The 23,531-nt window shown below is 33.8% G+C and carries 18 protein-coding genes and 1 pseudogene; 15 read left to right on the top strand and 4 right to left on the bottom strand.

Annotated elements, in window-relative coordinates; all coding sequences use genetic code 11:
* Positions 1–9 precede the first annotated feature (9 nt).
* Positions 10–1,311, bottom strand: a complete 1,302-nt coding sequence (locus tag BED47_RS10645) for an O-antigen ligase family protein (protein ID WP_069033665.1) — start codon at positions 1,309–1,311, stop codon at positions 10–12.
* Between the two features lie 414 nt (positions 1,312–1,725).
* On the opposite strand from BED47_RS10645, the gene murQ reads away from it, so the two are divergent.
* Positions 1,726–2,616 carry an N-acetylmuramic acid 6-phosphate etherase gene (gene murQ / locus BED47_RS10650; protein WP_069033666.1) on the top strand — a complete coding sequence of 297 codons (891 nt, stop codon included), beginning with the start codon at positions 1,726–1,728 and terminating at the stop codon, positions 2,614–2,616.
* A gap of 21 nt (positions 2,617–2,637) precedes the next feature.
* On the top strand, positions 2,638–4,050 hold the full coding sequence (locus BED47_RS10655; RefSeq protein ID WP_025568619.1) for a PTS transporter subunit EIIC: 1,413 nt from the start codon (positions 2,638–2,640) through the stop codon (positions 4,048–4,050).
* 57 nt (positions 4,051–4,107) lie between these two features.
* Here BED47_RS10655 and BED47_RS10660 read toward each other — a convergent pair whose 3' ends face one another.
* Positions 4,108–4,734: a hypothetical protein gene (locus BED47_RS10660; RefSeq protein WP_254664586.1), complete on the bottom strand. Its 627-nt coding sequence runs from the start codon at positions 4,732–4,734 to the stop codon at positions 4,108–4,110.
* A pseudogene (locus BED47_RS24165) lies at positions 4,723–5,018 on the bottom strand (Gfo/Idh/MocA family protein); the annotation flags it as partial. The pseudogene BED47_RS24165 and the gene BED47_RS10660, both read right to left, overlap by 12 nt.
* Positions 5,019–5,474: 456 nt before the next feature.
* Here BED47_RS24165 and BED47_RS10665 point away from each other — a divergent pair.
* The 12 genes from BED47_RS10665 to BED47_RS10720 all read left to right on the top strand — a co-directional run bounded on the left by BED47_RS10665 (position 5,475) and on the right by BED47_RS10720 (position 20,562).
* Positions 5,475–7,196 (top strand): long-chain fatty acid--CoA ligase, encoded by a 1,722-nt coding sequence (locus BED47_RS10665; protein WP_069033667.1) that lies wholly within the window; start codon positions 5,475–5,477, stop codon positions 7,194–7,196.
* A gap of 346 nt (positions 7,197–7,542) precedes the next feature.
* The gene (locus BED47_RS10670; RefSeq protein WP_254664588.1) at positions 7,543–9,162 is read left to right on the top strand and encodes a cache domain-containing sensor histidine kinase; all 1,620 of its coding nucleotides are present in this window, start codon (positions 7,543–7,545) and stop codon (positions 9,160–9,162) included.
* Position 9,163: 1 nt separating this feature from the next.
* Positions 9,164–9,958 (top strand): response regulator transcription factor, encoded by a 795-nt coding sequence (locus BED47_RS10675; protein WP_069033668.1) that lies wholly within the window; start codon positions 9,164–9,166, stop codon positions 9,956–9,958.
* 93 nt (positions 9,959–10,051) lie between these two features.
* The gene (locus BED47_RS10680) at positions 10,052–11,359 is read left to right on the top strand and encodes an extracellular solute-binding protein (RefSeq protein ID WP_069033669.1); all 1,308 of its coding nucleotides are present in this window, start codon (positions 10,052–10,054) and stop codon (positions 11,357–11,359) included.
* Positions 11,360–11,444: 85 nt separating this feature from the next.
* On the top strand, positions 11,445–12,320 hold the full coding sequence (locus tag BED47_RS10685; protein WP_069033670.1) for a carbohydrate ABC transporter permease: 876 nt from the start codon (positions 11,445–11,447) through the stop codon (positions 12,318–12,320).
* Positions 12,321–12,371: 51 nt separating this feature from the next.
* On the top strand, positions 12,372–13,238 hold the full coding sequence (locus BED47_RS10690; RefSeq protein WP_069033829.1) for a carbohydrate ABC transporter permease: 867 nt from the start codon (positions 12,372–12,374) through the stop codon (positions 13,236–13,238).
* A 46-nt stretch (positions 13,239–13,284) separates the two neighbouring features.
* Positions 13,285–13,920: a YesL family protein gene (locus tag BED47_RS10695; protein WP_069033671.1), complete on the top strand. Its 636-nt coding sequence runs from the start codon at positions 13,285–13,287 to the stop codon at positions 13,918–13,920.
* 32 nt (positions 13,921–13,952) lie between these two features.
* Complete coding sequence (locus BED47_RS10700; protein WP_069033672.1) at positions 13,953–14,924, top strand: aldose 1-epimerase; 972 nt, start codon at positions 13,953–13,955, stop codon at positions 14,922–14,924.
* Between the two features lie 33 nt (positions 14,925–14,957).
* Complete coding sequence (xylA, locus tag BED47_RS10705) at positions 14,958–16,292, top strand: xylose isomerase (RefSeq protein ID WP_069033673.1); 1,335 nt, start codon at positions 14,958–14,960, stop codon at positions 16,290–16,292.
* 96 nt (positions 16,293–16,388) lie between these two features.
* The gene (gene xylB / locus BED47_RS10710; protein WP_069033674.1) at positions 16,389–17,888 is read left to right on the top strand and encodes a xylulokinase; all 1,500 of its coding nucleotides are present in this window, start codon (positions 16,389–16,391) and stop codon (positions 17,886–17,888) included.
* A gap of 40 nt (positions 17,889–17,928) precedes the next feature.
* Positions 17,929–18,912 (top strand): aldo/keto reductase, encoded by a 984-nt coding sequence (locus tag BED47_RS10715; protein ID WP_069033675.1) that lies wholly within the window; start codon positions 17,929–17,931, stop codon positions 18,910–18,912.
* A gap of 45 nt (positions 18,913–18,957) precedes the next feature.
* Entirely contained in the window at positions 18,958–20,562 is a 1,605-nt protein-coding gene (locus tag BED47_RS10720; RefSeq protein ID WP_069033676.1) for a glycoside hydrolase family 43 protein, read from the top strand.
* A gap of 52 nt (positions 20,563–20,614) precedes the next feature.
* On the opposite strand, the gene BED47_RS10725 is transcribed toward BED47_RS10720, so the two are convergent.
* Complete coding sequence (locus tag BED47_RS10725) at positions 20,615–22,150, bottom strand: DHA2 family efflux MFS transporter permease subunit (protein WP_069033677.1); 1,536 nt, start codon at positions 22,148–22,150, stop codon at positions 20,615–20,617.
* A 211-nt stretch (positions 22,151–22,361) separates the two neighbouring features.
* Between BED47_RS10725 and BED47_RS10730 the strand changes: the two genes are divergently transcribed.
* Positions 22,362–23,252 (top strand): TetR/AcrR family transcriptional regulator, encoded by an 891-nt coding sequence (locus tag BED47_RS10730; RefSeq protein WP_069033678.1) that lies wholly within the window; start codon positions 22,362–22,364, stop codon positions 23,250–23,252.
* Positions 23,253–23,531: the final 279 nt, after the last annotated feature.

Here is a 23,531-nt window from a genome sequence, read left to right on the forward strand (position 1 = left end):
GGGGTCTTTTTAGTACTTGTTACTAATAAACTTCGATTTTAAATAATGCAAAATCATGTATGAACTTACAACTAACCTTGCCGTGCTCCCATAAACGCTAATAAATTTTCCTTGAATTACTGAAATCTCGATATTGAATTGCATACGTTTCGAATATCGATCCCAACACCCAAGCAGTATGACTGTAAGGAAACCGATTTGTGGAGAAAACACCGGCTCATCAAATACCCCTGTAAACAAAATAATTGGTAGGCCGAGTAAAAAACTGTTAAAAAAACATTTTTTACTGCGCTCAAATAAGAATAGGTGAATGCATTTTACAATATTTATACTAATTAATGTTATAAAAGCCAATCCTCCTAATGTTCCGTATTCCGCAAACATACCTAGCAGTAAATTATGTGCATGGGGGATGAAGTGACCATATTGTATGACATATTCTTGACCGAATCCGATCGGTGTCACACCAAAGAAAGGGTGATTTTTCCATATGGTATATGCGTTTTTCCAAATGTCCAACCTTTTGTGCCCTGCTTGAATAACTGAATCGGCCCTTGGCATTATATAGAGCAACCATTTCGAAAAGAATAGTCCGAAGATTGTACAAACAAAGAAAAAGATTCGATTAAGTCGGAAGATAAAAAGTAAATAAATCAGAATCATCGTCGCAAAGCCAGCTCTTGAACCTGTAAGATAAATTCCATAACTAAGTAATAGTTGGATCGGAAGCTGCCACGCTAAGCTAATATAATGTTTCCTTTCTAGACTAGAAAGTAGACTGGCAAAGAGAAAAGAAATAGCGATTAATAAAATAAAAACAGTAAAATTGGGATTATATGCACAACCAATTAGACGGTTAAAATTCTTAGGCTCCACTTCTCCGTAAAGCACTGTCCCTAATAAATAACCTACAATTTTAGGAATAAAGAACCATTTGGATATCCATCCAATCACACAACTATATACGCCTCCAAAAATGATGATCATGCGAAATCTCTGAAATAATTGACCTTTCTCAGTTACTAAAATCCTACAATATATTCCCCAGTAACCAAGAATCATGATACTGACCAATAAAAACAATATATTTCTAAATAATAGAGCAGCACCAATAGTAGATATAAGTAGGCATAAGAAAAAGTACGAACTAAACGAATAAATAAACCGTTTATTAGTAAACCATTGAGTATAGAGTGTACGAAGCCCGATGATCAATAGCAAAGAAATACCTACTGGAGGTAAGAGAAAGCAGAGAAGTGCGCTTTTCTCCACTAACGAGAAATTTTTATAAAACTGCATAAGCTTTTTCATTGTATACCCCTAGTTAAGTGACATAAATATCCTTAATCATATGGAGGATGTTGTCTTTTCATTTGTAAAATCAATTGTATTTTAGTTAAGTTGTCATCAGATTTAACAAACATATTTTAAATACATAGGTTTAAAATACCACAATAGTTTAGTAATTATGTTTTGAAATTGTAAATTGAGCTTAAACTTTTTTGCCAGACAAATTAATGTATAAATTATAGATTTATGCATCTTTTAAAAGAAAAATTGTTAGTAGCCGTTTTAAGAATGTGATATTTATTTGAACAAAAATACGAAATAATAATATGAAATTTTTTCCTTATGAATTTTAATGTTGAAATTTTATTTCAAAAATAGTTATAATATGTATGAAATTAAATTTAGTCATAAAAAATTACTTGAGGTGAAGCAAACATGCTTGAGAATTTAACAACCGAAACAAGAAATGAAAAAACAATGAATCTAGATGAAATGTCTATAGAAGAATTTTTAACCGTAATGAACGAAGAGGATGCTAAAGTTTCCGCTGCCGTTCGAAATGAGATTCCTAATATTTCTAAAGCTGTTGAAAAAATTGTAACTGCTTTCAAAAGTGGGGGTCGCTTGATTTATATTGGTGCAGGTACAAGTGGCCGCATAGGACTTTTAGACGCAGTTGAATGTCCTCCTACATTTGGAACAAGCCCAGAAGAGGTAGTAGGGTTAATAGCGGGTGGAGAAAAAGCTTTTATAAAAGCAGTTGAAGGTGCTGAGGATAGCGAAGAACTTGCAACCCACGATTTAAAGGAAATTAAGTTAAATAAAAATGATATTGTAGTCGGAATTGCAGCAAGTGGTCGTACTCCTTATGTTATTGGTGGTTTAAAATATGCCAAAGAAATTGGTGCTTCGACTGTAGCGGTTAGTTGTAACAAGGGCTCAAAAATTGGTCAAGAGGCAGAAATAGCAATTGAAGTTGTTAATGGACCTGAAGTGTTAACTGGTTCAACTAGATTAAAGGCAGGTACTTCTCAAAAGTTAGTATGCAATATGTTATCTACAGCATCAATGGTTGGTATTGGAAAAGTATACGGTAACCTAATGGTTGATGTTCAATCAACAAATGTAAAACTAGTTGAGCGTTCAAAGCGTATTGTAATGGAAGCAACTTCTTGTACGTATGAAATTGCAGAAGAGTATTTAACAAATTCAAATCAAAGTCCAAAAGTAGCAATCGTTATGATTCTTACTGGATTTAGTTATGAGCAAGCAATTGAACAATTGAAAAAATCAGAAGGATTTGTTCGAAAAGCAATACAAAAATAAAAATTGTTGGGGGAGTAGAAGATGGATAAATATCAAAGATTAGCTTCTGAAATCGCTGATGCAATCGGCGGTACTGATAATGTAGTGTCATTTACAAACTGTATGACTAGACTTCGTGTTAATGTTGCTGATCGTAATTTAATCAATGAAGATCAAGTTAAAAAAATTAACGGGGTTTTGGGAACTGTTGATGATGAGACTTACCAAATCATTTTAGGTCCTGGTACAGTAACTAAAGTTGCAGAACAATTTGGTCATCTGAAAAACAGCTCATCAGGAAAACAAGGAACTTCATCAGCTGCTTTAAAAGAAAAGGGCTCAGATCTTAAAGCTGAATTAAAAAAGAAAAATAACACACCTTTTAAAAATTTCTTACGAAAAGTCGGTAATATCTTTATTCCATTAATTCCAGCATTCGTTGGTGCAGGTTTAATTGCTGGTATTGCTTCGATTTTATCAAATAATATTACTGCTCAAAACCTTGATGCAGCAACTTGGTCACAATATGTTACAGTTTTAAATGTAATTAAAAACGCAATTTTTGCTTATTTAGCGATTTATGTTGGTATTAACGCAGCGAAGGAATTCGGGGCGACACCATCCCTTGGTGGAGTAATTGGTGGGGTAACACTTTTAACAGGTATGCTTCCTGATCAACCAATTAAAAATATCTTTAATGGTGATCCATTAGCTCCAGGTCAAGGTGGTATTATTGGTGTACTACTTGCAGTCTATTTATTATCAGTTTTAGAAAAACAATTACGTAAAGTTATTCCAGATTCTTTAGATATTATTATTACACCAATGATCGCTTTATTAGTAGTAGGTTTGCTTACAATTTTCTTCATCATGCCTTTCGCAGGATTTATTTCTGATAATTTAATTGGCTCAATTAACTGGATTATTGCAAAAGGCGGTATTTTTGCAGGATTTATATTAGGTCTGGGATTCTTACCATTAGTAATGTTAGGTTTACATCAAGTATTAACACCAATTCATATCGAGTTAATTAATACAACTGGTGCTACAGAATTATTACCAATTCTTGCAATGGCAGGTGCTGGACAAGTTGGAGCAGCATTAGCATTATGGTTACGTTGCAAAAAGAATAAATCATTATCAAATATGATTAAAGGTGCTCTTCCAGTAGGTATTTTAGGTATTGGTGAACCATTAATTTATGGTGTTACATTACCTCTTGGTCGTCCGTTTATCACTGCATGTATCGGTGGTGGTATTGGAGGTGCAGTAATTGGAATGTTTGGTAATGTTGGAGCAATTGCAATTGGTCCTTCAGGCTTAGCGTTAGTTCCACTAATTGCACACGGAATGTGGCTAAAATATGTGATCGGATTACTTGCTGGTTATGCTGGTGGTTTCGTTCTAACATATTTATTCGGTACTCCAAAGGATGCAATGGCTGAACAAGAATAAATAATTAATAAAACCCGAATAATTAGACCTCTCAAGTCTACTATTCGGGTTTTTTATTTAATCTACATTAGAATCTATATACTGAACGATTCTTTCGCAAATTTCATGAGTGATTAAGGAATCATTTATTGAAGGGTCTGGCGTTTTATGCTGTTCTATACAGTCAAGAAAGTGATCAACAATTTGGTAAAACCCACGTTTATATAAGGTTGGTTCCCAATCACCAAACTTTGTAATATTGATTTCTTTATTATGATAATGAGTGGTTTCAACTAAACTACTCACTACATATTTATTTTGTGGTGTCATATATTCAATCATTTCTTCCGTAACACCATTGTTTCTGTTCATTATTCCAATTGCCGTGCATCCCTCACCTATAAGATGAATGACTAGGTGTTCGAGTATATTATCTTTTTTTAAGAAATTGACTTTTAAATCAACTACATTAGTGGACATTAAATACCTCAGTGTATCCACCACATGGATAAAATCCTCTACAACAAATCTTCTAGTATATTCAGGAAAGTTAAATCTATTTTTTTGCATGATTATTAAGCTAGCCTTTCCATGCATAGTAAGCTCTTTTACTCTAGGGATAAATCGTCTATTAAATCCAACCATTGCTATTTTTCCTTGCTCTCTGGCTAGATTTACAATTTGTTCAGTTTCTTTGAAATTCATCGAAATAGGTTTATCAATATAAACGTTTATACCTTTAATAATAACTTTTTCGTTATCATAAAATGAGCCTCAGTAGCTGTACTAACAAATGCTGCATCAATATTCTTTTCTAACAATTCATCTACAGTATTAACCGTTTCACTGATTCGATATTTATTTGATAAATGGTCTAGTGTCTCATTACTTCTTGTACATAGCACTAAATCGATCTTTTCTTTTTCAGAAAGGACCGGTAGGTAGGCCTTCGTAGCTATATCTCCTAAACCGATAATTCCAATTCTCATATGCTAACACCTCACTTGTTATTAATTGAAACATAGATAAGTGGTACAGTAAGTAATTGTATGTAATTTTACTTAAAAAATTTTAGATACTCAAATTAAATATCTCGGTTAAATCAAATAGCTTTTTTAATTTTCAAAAAACTATTTATTCATTTAAGCTTTTCCATTATAATAAGGTCTAAAGTTGATTATGATAATGACTTCCCATTCCATTTTTCTTTCCACACTAAACTTAGCAATTGCCTCTTTTTGCAAACTTACTTTCAAATAATTTCAAAGTTAGTATTTATATTGAATGAATTATAAGCGTTTGAGCGTTATTCATTAATTAGGCATCCTATTTGAATACTTGCCCTAAATTTTCTTTGTTAATGACTAAAATATCATGCATACAAGAAAGAGCTGTAAGTATTAAAACTTAATATAAAAAAAGATACATAAGCGGAGGGAAAAATTATGAGTACTTCACATTTTGCGTATTGGCCAAAAAGGGTATCTAAATCTTTAACTTTACCTGAGACAACACTTTATGATAATTTAGTCGTTTCGGCAAAAAGATATCCAAATAAAACCGCAATAGAGTATTATGGTGCTTCAAAAACGTATAAGCAGCTTCTTGAAGAGGTTGATTATCTAGCAGGGTATCTTGAGCATAGGTTAGAAATATCCCCTGGTGAACGTGTAATGCTTTATATGCAAAACTCACCTCAATATGTCATCGCCTTTTATGCAATATTAAGAGTAAGAGGAATTGTAGTACCAATTAACCCAATGAACACCACAGATGAACTTGAATTCTACATAAATGATTGTGAAATTAAAACCGCGATCATTGGCCAAGAACTATCCCCTCAAATTGAACCTTTACAAGCTACAACTGGATTAGAGAATTTAGTAGTTGCAGTTTACTCTGAATATTTACCAACCATTCCTTTAGTTTCCGATTTAACGGCTGAAATAACTGAATCAAAGAAAATCTATCAAAACGAAAATCTATTTTATTGGGAGGATGCAATACAAACACAGCTTACCCCGTCATTATATGAAGGCAATTCAGAAGATGTTGCAGTTCTTCCATATACTTCAGGAACAACAGGTTTACCTAAAGGTTGTATACATACACATAAAACGGTACAAGCAAATGTAGTAGGATCTGCCGTTTGGATGAATATTTCTGCAAATGCCGTTAGTTTTTCAACTTTACCTCTATTCCATGTAACAGGAATGGTTCATGGAATGCATACACCGATTCTTACTGGTTCAAGTATGGTATTGCTAACAAGATGGAATCGATACCATGCGTGTAAACTAATTGAAAACTATCAATGTACCCACTGGGTAAATATTAGTACAATGCTGATTGACTTTTTAGCAAATCCAAATTTAAATACAGAAGATATCAAGTCCCTTGTAAATATTGCAGGTGGTGGAGCTCCACTTCCAGAAGCAGTAGGTGAGCAGCTATTCAAATTAACAGGTTTAAAGTTCGTAGAAGGGTATGGTTTATCAGAAACAATTGCTCAGACACATTTTAATCCGCCAGATCGACCAAAACTTCAATGTCTAGGAATTCCATCATTTGACGTAGACGCCAGAATTATCGAGCCGGTAACAATGAAACAGTTAGGTGTCGGTGAGGTTGGTGAGATTGTTGTTAATGGACCACAAGTATTTAAAGGCTACTTTAACCGACCAGAAGAAACAAAAGACGCCTTTATTGAAATAGACGGTAAACTATTTTTCCGTACAGGAGATATCGGTCGGTTTGATGATGAAGGTTACTATTTTATCGTTGACCGTGTTAAAAGGATGATTAACGCTTCAGGCTTTAAAGTTTGGCCAACCGAAGTGGAGAACTTGCTATATAAACATCCGGCCATTCAACAAGCTTGTGTTGTTAGTAAGCCTGATGAAAAAAGGGGCGAAACAGTGAAGGCATACGTGATCCTCAATCCTATTTATTCAGGAAAAGTAAGTGAGGATGACATTATCGATTGGTCTAAAGAGCATATGGCTAACTATAAATACCCAAGATATGTCGAGTTTATTGAAAAATTACCAACTACCGCAAGCGGGAAAATTTTATGGAGGACTCTTCAGGAAGCAGAATGGAGTAAAGTGAACAAGTTAATGAGTGAGAAAAGTCAAAAGCACAGGGAAGGGATAAATAGTAACTAAATGAAAAGGGGAGCCTCAACATCAAATGTTTAGGTTCCTCTTTTTCGTGTTGATTTTTTGTTTGAACGATTTACCATTATCCAAATAGTGCCCTTAAACTATATGGTAGTTATTACTAGATGGGTGTTTTTAATATTCAGACTAATAATAAATATAGTATGATAATTTTTAAAGAAACCCCTTACATTAACTTACTACTGAAAAGGTGATTACAATCGTCAAAATAAGATTACGGTTAAGAAAATTAAACACTTTACGAAATCAAATATTGGCTGTCTTCTTGATTGTTATGGTGATTGTTTTATCCATTGTATCTATTATGGTATATAACCAAGTTGGAACTTTAATGAAAGATACAACAGAGAAGCAAATCCAACAAACGGCTGTTGAAGCAAATGGAAGAATGGAAACTTTGTATAAACAAATTGACACTTTATCAAATCAATTAATGACCAATGAAACAGTTCAACAAATATTACTCGGATTGAAAAACGGGGAAAGTGTTGATTTTGCAAAAAGACAATCGCTAATTAGAGTCATAAATAACTCATTAGCTTATTCAAATGGAATCTCTTCTTTTGAATTATATTCTTCGGAAGGTAATCGCATTTTTCCATTCGGTGAAAAAAATTTATCTAGTGTAATCGATGAGAAATGGGTAAAGGAAGCAGAAACCGAGAAAGGAAGATTAGTGTGGGTAGGAAAAGATCCTAATAATAGTAACTATTCTTATGCAATAAGAAGGGTAAGTTTAATGGATCGATGGTTTTCAAATGGAGGATACTTAGTCGTAAGAATTCTTAATAGTTACTTTCAGGTTGAAGAAAGTAATTTATCTCCTGGAGAGAAGGATTATATGATGCTTCTGGATAGGGATTTAGCTCCGATAACGGATAATTACGGTATTGATATCCAAAAGTTTTTATTAGAAGGATATGAATCGATAAAAGTAAATAAAAAGCAATATATGATTGTTACGCAACCATCTGCAAAAACAGGTTGGACCCTTGTTATTCTAAAACCTACAAGCTTTTTAAATGAACGGGTAACACCGGTAAGAAAAGCAACCCTTTTATCTGGTGCGATTGGACTTATCATTTTTGTCATTTCATCAATTATTCTAGCAACAATGATCACAAGACCGATAAAGAAACTTACAAATACAATGAAGAATGCGAAAATGGATGAGTTGAAAATTAACAAGGAAAGCGCAGCTTCATTAGAAATTATTGAATTAAATAGAACATATAACCAGATGGTAGAAAATACGAATCATTTAATACAGGTCGTTTATGAAAAGGAATTACTTCGTAGTCAAACTGAGTTGAAGGCACTACAAGCCCAAATTGATCCGCACTTCCTTTATAATACGCTAAATGCACTTTACTGGTCTTTAGATGATAGAGGTGAGGAGGATTTAGCAGAAATAGTGATTGCAATGTCTGGATTATTTCGTTATACAATTGGCAATGCAAACAGTAGTGAATGGGTAACTATACAAGCTGCTCTCGACCAAATTGAACGTTACTTACAAATTATGAAAATGAGATTAGGAGAACGGTTGTTATGGGAGATATCTGTTGAGTCAAATCTATTAGCTATTAAAATACCTAAACTGCTAATCCAACCCTTAGTTGAGAACGCTATTATGCATGGTATTGAAAGTAGTCGGGAACGAGGGTGTGTTTTAGTGAAGATTAAACGGATTAATGACTCATCTAATTTATTAGTGACTGTTAAGGACAATGGACCGGGGATTAATAGAGAATCTCTTAATGCCCTTAATTTAGCAATTAAAAATGATAATGTATCGTCCTTTAAGGGGATGGGTATGGCGCTAACTAATGTAAATAAAAGAATCAAATTATATTACGAAGGATATGACTTAAGTGGCCTTCGTTTAGAAAGTGAGATCGGTAAAGGCACAACTGTATTATTCGAAGTTCCAGACAAAGGAGGAGAATAATTTGGATACAAAAGTGATTCTAATTGTTGATGATGAACAAGCGACTAGACAAGGATTAAAAAAAACATTAGAGAAATGGTCAAATGGTAAATTTGAAATTCTTAGTGCTGCAAATGGCCAAGAAACATTTGAGCAGTTGAGCAGAACAAAAATCCATCTATTAGTAACTGATATTTGTATGCCTGAAATGAATGGTTTAGAACTTTTAAAAAAGCTAAAGGATAAAGGACATAAGTTTGTTTCAATTATTATCTCTGGACATCCTGACTTTGAGTATGCCCAGGAGGCTATTCGCCTAGGGGTTGTAAATTACTTATTAAAACCAGTAAGCAAACAAAAATTAATAGAGGCTATTGAGCAAGCACTAGAAAAGGAAGCAAATATTGAACGGATTGAGTATATGGAAAAAGTAACTGATCAGAAATTATTAAAGCTAGATCAAGTTAATAACCGCTCTAATTCAATTAAGGCAGCTAAGACATTTATTAATGAAAATATAAGCAATCAAATTTCATTAAAGGATGTAGCAGATGCGGTTTATCTAAATGCGAGCTATTTTAGTGTGTTATTTAAAGAGCAAGTGGGATTAACATTTAGTGAGTATTTAACTAGAAAGAGAATACAAATTGCAAAAAATCGTTTACTGACAACAGATTTACAAATTGAAGAAATTGCCCTAGAAGTAGGCTATCAGACAGCTAAATATTTCATTAAGATCTTTAAGGATTACGAGGGTATTACCCCTAGTAAATTTAGAAAAGTGTCGGAACTTGATGATTCACTAATCCAAAAATAGTGGAATTTTATCCAATCGTGGTTACCTTACCGCGTTTTTTTTTTAGTGCTAGAATTTACTTGTAACGAAAAATTCAAAAAATGGGGGTTAGACATGTTTAAGAAAGCGTCTTCATTAATGTTAGCACTAGTTCTTATTCTAATGGTTGCTTTAACTGGCTGTGGTAAATCTAATAACGCGTCAACTGAAAGCGGTTCCAAAAAAGTGATCAAGTTTATGCATCTTTGGCCAGCTGGTAGTTCTAAGCAACAAAACTTAATTGTATCTGACATTATTAAGCAATATGAGGCTGAACATAAGGATGTAAAAATCGAAGTAGAAGTTCTTGAAAATGAGCAATACAAGAATAAGATTAAAGTTCTTTCTTCTTCTAATGAACTTCCTGATGTTGGGTTTACATGGGCAGCAGGATATATGAAACCATTTGTAAAAGGTGGCCTTTTCGCTGATTTAGATGATGTGTTAAATAACGGATTAAAAGATTCTTTTGTAAGTGGAACAACAGAAGCATATGCAATCGATGGAAAAACATATGGATTACCTCTAGAACTAAACATCGCTCCAATTTATTACAATAAAGCAATTTTTGAAAAATATAACCTTCAAGTACCACAAACTTACAGCGAATTCCAAAACGTTGTTAAAACACTTGCTAAAAATGGAGTTGCTCCAATCGCTTTAGGTAATAAAGATCGTTGGACAGGTTCACTTTGGTATATGTATTTAGCGGACAGAATTGGTGGAGCTGATGTACTTAATAAAGCAATTAACCGTACAGGAACATTCGAAGATCCTGCACTTGTATCAGCGGCAACAGAGGTTCAAAACCTAGTTAAAGAAAATGCATTTAATAAAGGTTTTAATGGGTTATCAAATGATGAAGGTAAATCTGAATTCTTAAATGGAAATGCAGCTATGTACTTAATGGGAACATGGGAGCTTCCAAACTTTACGACAAATGAAGAAATTCCAAAAGATTTCCGTGACAATGTAGGCTTCTTTAAATTCCCTACTTATGAAGGCGGAAAAGGAAATATTAACAGCTGGGTTGGTGGCCCTGGAGTAGGTTTATTCGTAGCAGAGCATTCAAAAGTTAAAGCTGAAGCTAAAGACTTTGTTAAATTCTTTGTAGAGAAGTGGGGAGAGCAATCTGTAGAAAAAGCGGGTGTAATCCCAGCAACTAAGGTTGATACTTCAAAAGTAAATTTACCACCATTATATATTGATGTGTTAAATGAGTTAAATAAAGCTAGTAACTTAACACTATTTGCTGACGTTCAAATGAGTGCTTCTGTAGCAGAAACTCACTTAAACTTAATCCAATCTTTATTTGGAAATGAAGTAAAACCAAAAGACTTTGCTAAACAACATGAAGAAGCATTAAAGGCAGAAGATAAATAATTTCTGATGTACTAAAGAAAAGGGCATATGGATTCATTGTAGTATGCCCTTGATTTTTAAATATAGGGGAAGGAGTTGAATCGAAGTGAATAAAGCTATGTCAAATAAAAAAATAATCGCCTTGTATATTACACCAGCTCTTTTTCTGATCCTTGCTTTGATTTACGTTCCAATCGTACAAACTGGATACTTTGGCTTAATGAAATGGAATGGAATTGGGGAAAAGGAGTTCATAGGTTTAAAGAATTACTCCCACTTATTACATGATCCTCTATTTTGGAAAAGTGCTTTCCACTCCTTTTTATTGGCAGCATTTTCAGCCGTTAGTTTAATTGGTTACTTGTTCATCTCATTTATACTTGCTGGAAAAATTAAAGGTGCAGACCTTCTAAGAAAAATATATCTTATTCCGATGCTGCTTGCATCTGTTGCAATTGCACAGCTTTGGCTTAAAATTTATCATCCTACTAACGGTATTTTAAATAGCTTACTTGTTTCTCTAGGCGTTCATAATCCACCTGCCTGGTTAGCAGAAACAAACTTAGCATTGTATGCGATTATTATTCCAATTATTTGGCAGTACGCAGGTTTTTATATTCTGATTTACTATGCAGCTCTTAAAAATATTCCGGACTCTCTAATCGAGGCCGCAAGAATTGACGGGGCAACACCACTTCAAATCGCATTAAAAATAAAATTACCATTAATCATGAATGTTGTGAAAGTGACGATTGTTCTTGCCGTCGCTGGATCACTTAAATATTTTGATTTAATTTATGTTATGACAGGTGGAGGCCCTAATGGTGCAAGTGAAGTAATGGCTTCCTATATGTACCAAAAAGCATTCAAAGGCTTTGACTTTGGATATGCAAGTGCAATTGGATTTTTCTTATTAGTTATTTGTTTAGTAGTTACTTGGGTTATTCGTAAGTTTACTGAATCAAATAATGACATTTACTAAAAGAAAGGGGGATTTTAAGTGGATACGGTAAGAGCTACAGGATCTCAAGCCATTGTAACTGAAAAGAAAACTGACCGTAGCAAAAATAGTGTTTTTAGTAAAGTTGCTTACGGTTTTATGTATCTTTTCCTTATAATCGTAGCGATTTTTCAAATATTTCCGATCATATGGCTATTTCTTTTTTCATTAAAAAATAACCAAGAAGTTTTCAATATGTCACCTTTTTCTTTACCTGAAAGCCCAAAGTGGGAGAATTATACGAAAGTTTGGATTGAGGGAAATATTAGTCAGTATTTCTTTAACAGTGTGACTTACACAATCGCAGCCGTTATTTTAACGGTTGTATTAGCAAGTATGGTAACCTTCGCGATTACAAGAATGAATTGGAAAGCAAGTAAATGGGTTTTGGGATTATTTATGGTAGGTTTAATGATTCCAGTCCATTCTACACTGATTCCTTTATTTAATACTTTTACAAAAATAAATTTAATTGATAATCCACTCTCGGTAATCCTTACGTACACAGCCTTTAACTTACCAATTACGATTATGATTTTAATTGGTTTTTACGAAGCTCTCCCTAGAGAGGTAGAAGAAGCAGCGATTATGGATGGGGCATCAATTAACCATATATTTTTTAAGATTACTTTACCAATGACTTCACCAGTTATTGCTACAGCAGCAATTATTAATATGATTTACAACTGGAATGAGTTTGTCTTTGTTAATACATTTATAAGTTCAGATCAATTTAAAACACTCACGGTTGGTATTCAAAACTTTATTGGGCAGTATACGACTGATTGGGGAGCAATTGGAGCTACGTTAGTTATTAGTATACTACCAATCCTAATTGCCTTCCTTATATTAAGTAATCGAATTGTAGAAGGAATTGCTTCTGGATCAGTAAAAGGTTAACTGCATTAGATAAAGCTAAGATGAATTTGTAAAGGAGGGTGATTAAATGATACTCGGAAAAACAATGGGGAAATTGTTTACGCTATGTGAGTGGGTTATGAAATTAGCATATGTCAATCTGCTATGGTTCCTCTTTACAATTGCAGGACTAGTCATATTTGGTTTTTTCCCTGCTACAGTAGCCCTATTTACAATTGTTCGTAAATGGATCATAAAAGAAACGGATCTTCCGATTTGGAGAACTTTCTTAACTGTCTTCCTAAATGAATTTAAAAGTTCCAATAAACTTGGTTTGGTATTCATTTGTAGTGGCATCTTCCTAGCGTTTGATGTATTTTACATTCGAACGATTGAAGGGATGCTCCAGTTTATCTTAATCATCCCTTTATTAATCATAGTGGCAGTTTATTTAATGGTTTTCCTTTATATTTTCCCACTATATGTACATTACGAATTTAAACTTAAAGACTATTTAAAAAATGCATTCTTTTTAAGTGTTTTTCATTTTCACATTACTTTACTAATGCTAGTTAGTCTAATCGCTATACTATTTTTGTTGCTGTACCAACCAGGGCTAATTCCATTCTTTAGTGTCATATCAATTGCTTGGATTTTCATGTTCTGTGGTATGTATAGCTTTAATCGAATAGACCAAAGACAAGGTAAGATTAGTAAAGTCTAAGTGTAGAAATTATCTTAGAACGGGGAATCTAGATGAATACTTATGTTGAGGAAATCTCTTTTTTAAATGAACCAGCGATTAAAGCAGGTAATAGTGAATTGGAGATCATCATTATTCCCGGATGGGGATCAAACTTAATTTCCATGGTTCATAAAAAATCAAATACTGAGCTTTTAAGGGTCCCTAACTCAACCGAGGAGTATTTGAATAACCCAGTTCTTTACGGTACTCCAATCCTGTTTCCTCCAAATCGAATCGATCAAGGAAAGTTTCGATTTGGCAAAAGAACATATCAATTTGAAATCAATGAAATGGACAAGCAAAATCACATTCATGGTTTCGTTCACACAAGGGAGTGGAATATCTCGAGTGTAGAGGTTAATGAGCAAACAGTAAAAATTATTACTGAGTTTGATTCAAGTAAGCATGAAGATGTAATGGCTCAATTCCCGCATCATTTTGTGATAAGGATGAGCTTTATTTTAAATGATAATTTATTCGCTAAAAAAGCAGAAATTATTAATAAAAGTAGTGAAGTTTTACCGTTTGGCTTTGGATATCATACTAGCTTTGTATTCCCTGAAGAAACTTCAATCTTCAAGCTTCCAGTGGATAAACGTTGGAAACTAAATGATCGATTTTTACCAACGGGGGAATTAGAAGATATTGAGTACAAATATGAGTTGAATGAAGGAATGAGCCTGTACGGGCTAGAGTTAGATGATGTTTTTCTATCTAACCCTAATAACAGTGGCCTACAAACGGCACAAATAACAAACAAATCAACAGGAATTGAGATTAATTATACCGTTGACCAAAGTTTTAAACATTGGGTTGTTTATAACAAAGATGCGAGAAGCGGCTTTTTATGCCCTGAGCCCTACACATGGGTAACTAACGCTCCTAATCTTGAAGTAAATGGAGAATTGACGGGATTACAAGGAATTGAGCCAAAAGACATGAAAGTATTGCGCGCATGGATTGTCGTTTCACATAAGTCATAAAATACAAAACTACTATTTTAGGAGGAATTAAACATGAGTTACTTTACTAATATTAACAAAATTAAATTCGAAGGTCCTAAATCAAAAAATCCATTTTCATTTAAATATTATGATCCTCAAAGAATAATTAACGGTCAAAAAATGGAGGATTTACTTCGTTTTTCAGTTGCCTACTGGCATACATTTACTGCAGATGGTTCAGATCCATTTGGAGCAGGTACAATGCAACGTCCTTGGAATCATTTAACGGGAATGGATCTAGCTAAGGCACGTGTAGAAGCATCATTTGAGTTCTATGAAAAGTTAGATGTTCCTTTCTTCTGCTTTCATGATTCAGATGTTGCGCCTGAAGGAAATACATTAGGTGAAACTTATAAAAACTTAGATGTCATTGTAGAAATGATAAAAGAATATATGAAAACAAGTAAAACAAAATTGCTTTGGAATACGGCAAATATGTTTACTCATCCTCGCTATGTAAATGGAGCCGCTACATCTAATAACGCGGACGTATTTGCATATTCAGCTGCAAAAGTGAAAAAAGGATTAGAAATTGCAAAAGAGCTTGGTGCAATTAACTATGTATTCTGGGGTGGGCGTGAAGGTTATGACACGCTTATGAATACTGATATGAAGCTTGAGCAAGACAACCTTGCGCGTTTCTTCCATATGGCTGTAGATTATGCAAAAGAAATTGGATTCGATGGTCAGTTCTTAATTGAACCAAAACCAAAAGAACCAACAAAGCATCAATATGACTTTGATGTGGCAACTGGACTAGCGTTTTTACAAGCTAATGGTTTAGAGAAACAGTTTAAATTCAATATTGAAGCAAATCATGCAACACTTGCTGGTCATACATTTGAGCATGAATTACGTGTTGCTCGAATTAACGGAATGCTTGGTTCAGTTGATGCAAACCAAGGTGATAAGTTAATTGGTTGGGATACAGATGAGTTCCCTACAGATCTATACTCTACTACATTAGCAATGTATGAAATCTTAAAAAATGGTGGCTTAGGAAAAGGCGGCCTGAACTTTGATGCAAAAGTAAGAAGAGGATCATTTGATGTAGAAGATTTATTCCATGCACATATAGCTGGAATGGATAGCTTTGCAATTGGCACATTAGTAGCTAATAAACTAATTGAAGATAAAGTATTTGAAAGCTTTATTGAAGATCGTTATAGCAGCTTCACTTATGGTATTGGTAAAGAAATCGTAGAAAATAAAGCAAGTTTCCATACACTTGAAGCATATGCATTAAATTTAGGTGATATCCAAAATAAATCTGGTCGTGAAGAACGTCTTAAATCAGTGCTAAACCAATATTTATTAGAAGCGATTTCTGAATTCGCAACAGTTTAAAAACCTTTTGATCATAAAATGTGCTGGGAAACTCATTATTTCCAGCACATTTTTCTCATACGATACGCTAAAGAAAACAATAAAAGGATGATTGTTATGAAATATGTAGTAGGTATTGATTTAGGTACAAGTGCCGTAAAAATTTTACTTGTTAATCAGTCCGGAGAAGTATGCCAAGAAGTATCTCGTGCCTATCCATTAATACAAGAAAAATCCGGATATAGTGAACAAAGACCAGAAGAATGGGTTGAAAAAACAATCGATGGACTTGCCGAACTAGTTAGAGACTTTAAAGGTCATCCGAATGATATACAAGGGATTAGCTTCTCAGGTCAAATGCATGGTCTAGTGTTATTGAATAAAGAAAATGAAATCCTTCGTAATGCAATTTTATGGAATGACACAAGAACGACTAAGCAATGTGAAAAGATCAATGAAATAGTTGGCAAAGAACGTTTACTTGAAATAACGAAAAATCCAGCACTTGAAGGATTTACTTTACCAAAACTTTTATGGGTAAAGGAATTTGAACCAGAGATCTATAATCAGGCAGCAGTATTTTTATTGCCTAAAGACTATCTTCGTTATCGTCTGACTGGAGAAATTCATACTGAATACTCAGATGCTACCGGAACATTACTTTTAAACGTGAAAGAAAAGCAGTGGAGTGAAGAATTATGTACTAAATTCGATATTCCTTTACATCTTTGCCCACCAATTGTCGAGTCTCATGATTGTGTTGGAACAATTACAGAAGAAGTTTCTATTTTGACAGGACTTAGCCGTGAAGTGAAAGTATTTGCAGGCGGAGCCGATAATGCTTGTGGCGCAATTGGCTCAGGTATTTTAAAAGAAGGCAATACGCTATGTAGTATTGGTACTTCAGGAGTTGTTCTTTCTTATGAAGAGCATGGAGAACAAGACTTCAAAGGTAAGGTTCATTATTTTAACCATAGTAAAGAAGATGCTTTCTATTCAATGGGTGTAACGCTTGCCGCAGGATATTCATTAAGTTGGTTTAAAGATACTTTTGCTGAAGGTGTGAATTTCGAACAACTATTAGAGGATGTTGACCTTGTTTCAATTGGCTCAAATGGTTTAATGTTTACTCCGTATTTGGTTGGTGAAAGAACACCACATGCGGATTCAATTATTAGAGGGTGTTTTATCGGTATGGATGCAGCACATAAGAGAAGTGACTTTACGAGGGCCGTCATGGAAGGTATTACTTTTTCATTGAACGAGTCAATTGAAATTTTCCGAAATAACGGTAAAAGGATTGATTCAATTATTTCAATTGGTGGCGGTGCAAAAAATCCTATTTGGCTTCAAATGCAAGCAGATATTTTTAATGCGACAATTATTAAACTTTCAAGCGAGCAAGGTCCTGGGATGGGTGCGGCGATGCTTGCTGCTTATGGATGTAATTGGTTTGAATCATTAGAGGCTTGTGCAGAAGAGTTCATAAAGCCAATCACTTCATATAAACCAGTAAGTGAAAATGTTAAACAATATGAGAAGCTTTATTCTATTTATAAGCAAATTTATTCCAGCACAAAGGAACTAAATAGAATGTTATCTGAATTTAGAAACTAGTATAAGACGCTAAAAATTAGCACTAGAGGGGGAGTTTTACTTGAATTATCGAGAACTTGGTAATACAGGTTTAATGATTAGTGAGGTAAGTTTTGGAACTTGGGCAATTGGTGGAGCATGGGGCAAAACAGATAATACTGAAGCTTTAAAATCATTACGACACGCAATCGACCAAGGTGTAAATTTTTTTGATACTGCAGATGTATATGGTGATGGTCATAGCGAAGAACTATTGGCTAAAGCCACAAAAGGACTTGAAGATAAAATTTATATAGGAACAAAATTTTGTCGAAAAGGTGATATCTTTTCACCGGAAAATTACTCATATGAAGCGGTTAAGTCTTATTGCGAGGATAGTCTAAAACGATTAAATCGAGATGTGATTGATTTATATCAAGTGCATTGTCCAGCAACTGAAATTTTAAAGGATGGACAAGTATTTGATGTACTTGACCGTTTAAAAAGCGAAGGGAAAATCCGCCATTACGGGGTTAGCGTTGAAACGGTTGAAGAAGGAATGATTTGCTTAGAAAACCCAAATGTGAAAAGCTTACAGGTTATCTTTAATATTTTTAGACAAAAGCCATTAGAAGAATTACTTCCCGAGGCTTATAAGCGTGGAGTTGGTGTTCTTGTAAGATTACCACTAGCCAGTGGACTCTTATCTGGAAAGTATAAGGCTGATCATATTTTTGAGGAAGATGATCACCGAAACTTTAATGAAAATGGAGCGGCCTTTAATATCGGAGAAACATTTGCAGGCTTGGGCTTTAAAAAAGGAGTAGAATTGGCAAATCGAATTAACTGGATTGCTGAAGGAAGGTCTTCGATGGCAGGTGCAGCACTTAGATGGATTTTAGATCAAAAGGAAATTACATGTGTAATTCCTGGATTTAGAAACCAACGCCAAGTGGATGGCAACTTAGAAGCAATGAATATACAATCTTTTTCGAAAGCGGAATTAGATCAATTAGAGCTTTTCTATCAAAAAAATGTTTCTGACTTTATCAAAGGTGCTTACTAAAAAGTAATGTATTGAACTATATAGATGCATATGGAGGAGTATAAAATGGCTAAAATCAGTAATCCAATTTTACAGGGATTTAATCCCGATCCAAGTATTTGCCGAGTTGGGGAAGATTATTATATTGCAGTTTCAACATTTGAATGGTTTCCAGGAGTTGGAATTTATCATTCAAAGGATTTAAAGAACTGGCGATTAGCATCAAGACCTTTGAAACGTTTAAGTCAATTAAATATGACAGGTAATCCAGATTCGGGTGGTATTTGGGCTCCTGCATTATCTTATCGTGATGGACAATTCTGGTTAATTTACACTGATGTAAAGGTAGTTGAAGGTCAATGGAAAGATTGTCACAACTATCTCGCAACATGTGAAACGATTGACGGAGAATGGTCAGACCCAGTTTACTTAAATAGTACTGGATTTGATCCTTCATTATTTCACGATGAGGATGGAAAAAAATATTTAGTTAATATGGTTTGGGATCATCGTGTAGGAAATCATCATTTTTATGGCATTTCATTACAAGAATACAGTGTAGAAGAAAAGAAACTAATCGGAAAAGCAGAGGTTATCTTTAAAGGAACCGATATTAAACTAACGGAAGCACCACATTTATATAGAATAAATGATTACTATTACTTATTAACGGCAGAAGGTGGTACGAAATATGATCACCAAGCTACAATTGCTAGGTCAAAACAGTTAATGGGGCCATATGAAGTACACCCGGAAAACCCGTTAATTTCGTCATTCCATGCGCCAAGAATTCCCCTTCAAAAAGCAGGACATGCATCAATTGTTCAAACACATACAGATGAATGGTTCCTTGTGCATTTAACAGGAAGACCATTACCAAGAGAAGGTCAACCGTTGTTAGACCCAAGAGGTTTCTGTCCATTAGGAAGAGAAACTGCTATTCAAAGGCTTGAGTGGAAAAATGATTGGCCGTATGTCGTAGGAGGGAATAGTCCATCACTTGAAATAGAAGGGCCAAAAATAGATGAAGTAAAATGGGAAAGTGATTACCCTGAGATGGATGACTTTAACTCAGATGTCTTAAATCCTCACTTTCAAAACTTAAGAATTCCATTAGGAGAGAATATTGTATCCTTAAAAGACAATCCAGGGCATCTACGTCTTTACGGAAGAGAATCCCTAACATCTAAATTTACTCAGTCATTTATAGCAAGACGCTGGCAACATTTTAACTTTACTGCAGAAACAAAAGTAGCATTTAATCCAAATACATTCCATCAATCAGCTGGTTTAGTAAATTATTACAACACTCAAAACTGGACTTCATGTCAAATCACTTGGAATGAAGGAAAGGGTCGAATTCTTGAATTAGTAACATGTGATAATTTTAAGTTCGATCAGCCTCTTCAAGGAAACGAAATTATCATTCCAGAACATGTTGAATATGTATATCTTCGAGTAGATGTGAAAACGAATGTTTACGAATACTCCTATTCATTTGATGGAGAGGATTGGATAGCAATACCTGTAAAACTTTATTCATTTAAACTGTCTGATGATTATATTCAGGGTGGTGGATTCTTTACAGGTGCATTCGTTGGAATGCAATGTCAGGATACGACTGGGCAAGGGCTACACGCGGATTTCGATTATTTTATTTATAAGAACTAATAAAAAAGTTCAACCAATTTGGTTGAACTTTTTTAGTCTAAAACTTACTGTATTAATTCTCTGCTAACTTTTTCTTAAAGTTAGTACTAGTATTAGTATTTTCTTTCACTACAGGTTCCTCTGCAGCTGTTGAACGTTTAATAAAGAATGCAAGAACTAGTGCAACTGCGGCAACGAATACCGTCACATAAAATGAGAAGTTAATTCCCTCTAACATTGCCTTCATTGTGATCTCTTGCTTAATTTGAGCAAGCATTTCAGGTGTAGGTTTACTAGTCACATGCTTCATCGCTTCAGCAGCAAGCTCTTTCGCTTTAGATTCTGTACGATTCGACATTACTGTTACGAGTAAAGCAGTACCAATTGCCCCAGATACTTGCTGTAAAGTATTATTCATGGCAGTACCATGTGGATAGAATCGTTTTGGTAATTGATTTAAACCATTTGTTGATACTGGCATCATTACCATCGACATACCGAACATACGTAATGAGTATAAAATAATAATATGTGTATATGTTGTATCCATTGTTAATTTACTTAAGAAATAAGTAGTAACAGTCATAATTGCTAAACCAGTTACTGCAAGTATTCTTCCGCCGATTTTATCAAATAATTTACCCGTAATTGGGGACATAATTGCCATTAATAATGCACCTGGTAACAGCATTAAGCCTGCATCAAATGGTTTAATGCCGCGAAGCGTTTGAGTGTAAATCGGTAAAAGCATCATTGCTGAGAACATAGCCATTGTCACTACAATTGAAATCGCTGATGATAAAGCAAACATAGGGTAGCGATAAATTCTGAAGTTTAACATTGGCGTATCAAGTTTTAATTGACGTAAGATAAATAGTATTAATGAAATAACCCCTACAATTAAAGTAACGTAAGCTTCTGGACTATCCCATCCTTTTGTTCCTGCAGTACTAAAACCGTACAATAATCCACCAAAACCTATACTTGATAAAAGAACAGAGAAAAGGTCGATCGTACTATTTGATTTCTCTTTTTTATCTTTAAGTAAGAAAAAGCCAATAATTAAAATCGTTAATGCAATCGGTGAAACAACATGGAAAAGCATTCTCCAGTCATAATGTTCAATAATCCAACCAGATAATGTCGGGCCAATTGCTGGTGCACCCATCATAACTAAACCAAAGAAGCCCATTGCAGTTCCTCGTTTTTCAACAGGGAAGCTAGTTAGCATAACATTCATTAATAATGGCATTAAAATAGCCGAACCAGAAGCTTGAATCATACGACCCGCTAATAATAAAGGAAATACATGTGCAAATCCTGCAGTTAAAGTACCGATATTAAATAAAAGTAGTGCAGTTAAAAATAAATGTCTAACAGAATATTTTTGGATCAAAAAAGCAGTAGTCGGAATTAAAATACCATTAACTAACATATACCCTGTAGAAAGCCATTGAACAGTCGAAGGCTCAACGTCCAAATCCTTCATAATAGAAGGTAAAGCAATATTAAGTAAAGTATTGTTTAAGAACGCAATAAAAGCCCCAATCATTAGGATTGTAATAATCCCATATGGTGGGCGAACCGATTTATTCATGGAATGATCCATGATTTCCCCTCCTTTGTACATCTAGTTCAATTTTTTGAACTGTGTTTCCATCTTCTATATAAGATAATATGATATACCATTCATTCATTAGATGCAATTATAATACCCATTAGAAATCTTTAATAATCTAATCAGATATTTACTAGTTAAAAATGTTAAAATAATGTACTATGTTTTTTAAGCAGTAATTAACTAGAACCAAGGTGATTATATGAATGATCGTAAACAGCATGTTGTAAAAATAGCTCATGAATTGTTTATTGAAAAAGGATTTCAAGCAACATCTATTCAAGACATATTAGACTATAGCGGTATTTCTAAAGGTACATTTTATAATTATTTTTCGTCTAAAAGTGATTTAGTAGTCGCATTATTTAATATGATTTATAAAAAACTTGAACATGAAAGAAATGAGTTGTTGATCGGACAGAGCCCTTCAAATATTGAAATTTTTATTAAACAAATAACATTATTAATGGAGGCAAATAGAGATAATAAATTGATTTCTCTATTTGAAGAAGTAATTTATATAAATGACTTAGATATTAAACAGTTCATAAGAGAAGGTAATTTTAAGACATTAAATTGGGTGTATACTCGATTCTTAGACATTTTTGGTAGTGAGAAAAAAGATTTTTTATTAGATAGTGCCATTATGTTTTTAGGAATTATACATCATAATGTTAGATACTATGACCTTGCCAAAGATGTGAATATTAGTATGGATCAAGTCGTCCGATATAGTGTAAAACGTATGATTAAAATTGTTGAGGATGTTGAGGAATCTGGTGAGCAATTATTCAATTTGGAACTATTAGATAGATGGTTACCAGTAAGAAAGACCGAAGAAAATCTTCAACAAAAGCTTTGTAGTATAATTTGTACAATGAAAAAATCAGCATTAAATAGTAATGAACAACAGAAGTACAATGAGTTACTAGATTTTTTACAAAACGAATTGTTGCAGTCAAAAACACCTAGAAAATATTTAATTGAGAGTGCTTTAGTATCCTTAAACGAAGGGAAAACGTTACTAGGAGATAAAGAACTACAAAAGCTTAATGAGTTGATCGATATTAATTTTATACAACACGTTAAATAACCCATTTAATGAAAGAGAACCATCCTTTAGCAATTAAGCTTAGGATGGTTTTCTTTTTGTTTATAATGATTAGTTCAAATTTCACTATAGCTAAAGTTGTTTTTTTCCCTTGAAATTTTTCGATTAGATAAGTTCAATACAACTTTCGTCTACTTTTAAGACGAAAAACCAACTGAAAATCAGTAAAAATGTCGTTATTATACTTTTTTTACCATTAATTGACAAAAAATTCTGAATTGGTGATATACTTTCTTTTATAAATGAAAAAGGAGGTATCTT

It is taken from the genome of Gottfriedia luciferensis (assembly GCF_001712755.1).
GTDB classification, from domain to species: Bacteria; Bacillota; Bacilli; order Bacillales; family Bacillaceae_G; genus Gottfriedia; species Gottfriedia luciferensis_B.

What these genes read in the sequence shown, in the direction of transcription:
- murQ (WP_069033666.1), top strand. Translation starts at nt 1,726, where the DNA reads ATGCTTGAGAATTTAACAACCGAAACAAGAAATGAAAAAACAATGAAT.
- xylB (WP_069033674.1), top strand. Translation starts at nt 16,389, where the DNA reads ATGAAATATGTAGTAGGTATTGATTTAGGTACAAGTGCCGTAAAAATT.
- BED47_RS10665 (WP_069033667.1), top strand. Translation starts at nt 5,475, where the DNA reads ATGAGTACTTCACATTTTGCGTATTGGCCAAAAAGGGTATCTAAATCT.
- xylA (WP_069033673.1), top strand. Translation starts at nt 14,958, where the DNA reads ATGAGTTACTTTACTAATATTAACAAAATTAAATTCGAAGGTCCTAAA.
- BED47_RS10700 (WP_069033672.1), top strand. Translation starts at nt 13,953, where the DNA reads ATGAATACTTATGTTGAGGAAATCTCTTTTTTAAATGAACCAGCGATT.
- BED47_RS10645 (WP_069033665.1), bottom strand. Translation starts at nt 1,311, where the DNA reads ATGAAAAAGCTTATGCAGTTTTATAAAAATTTCTCGTTAGTGGAGAAA.
- BED47_RS10730 (WP_069033678.1), top strand. Translation starts at nt 22,362, where the DNA reads ATGAATGATCGTAAACAGCATGTTGTAAAAATAGCTCATGAATTGTTT.
- BED47_RS10660 (WP_254664586.1), bottom strand. Translation starts at nt 4,734, where the DNA reads ATGAATTTCAAAGAAACTGAACAAATTGTAAATCTAGCCAGAGAGCAA.
- BED47_RS10680 (WP_069033669.1), top strand. Translation starts at nt 10,052, where the DNA reads ATGTTTAAGAAAGCGTCTTCATTAATGTTAGCACTAGTTCTTATTCTA.
- BED47_RS10670 (WP_254664588.1), top strand. Translation starts at nt 7,543, where the DNA reads ATGAAAGATACAACAGAGAAGCAAATCCAACAAACGGCTGTTGAAGCA.
- BED47_RS10655 (WP_025568619.1), top strand. Translation starts at nt 2,638, where the DNA reads ATGGATAAATATCAAAGATTAGCTTCTGAAATCGCTGATGCAATCGGC.
- BED47_RS10695 (WP_069033671.1), top strand. Translation starts at nt 13,285, where the DNA reads ATGATACTCGGAAAAACAATGGGGAAATTGTTTACGCTATGTGAGTGG.
- BED47_RS10725 (WP_069033677.1), bottom strand. Translation starts at nt 22,150, where the DNA reads ATGGATCATTCCATGAATAAATCGGTTCGCCCACCATATGGGATTATT.
- BED47_RS10720 (WP_069033676.1), top strand. Translation starts at nt 18,958, where the DNA reads ATGGCTAAAATCAGTAATCCAATTTTACAGGGATTTAATCCCGATCCA.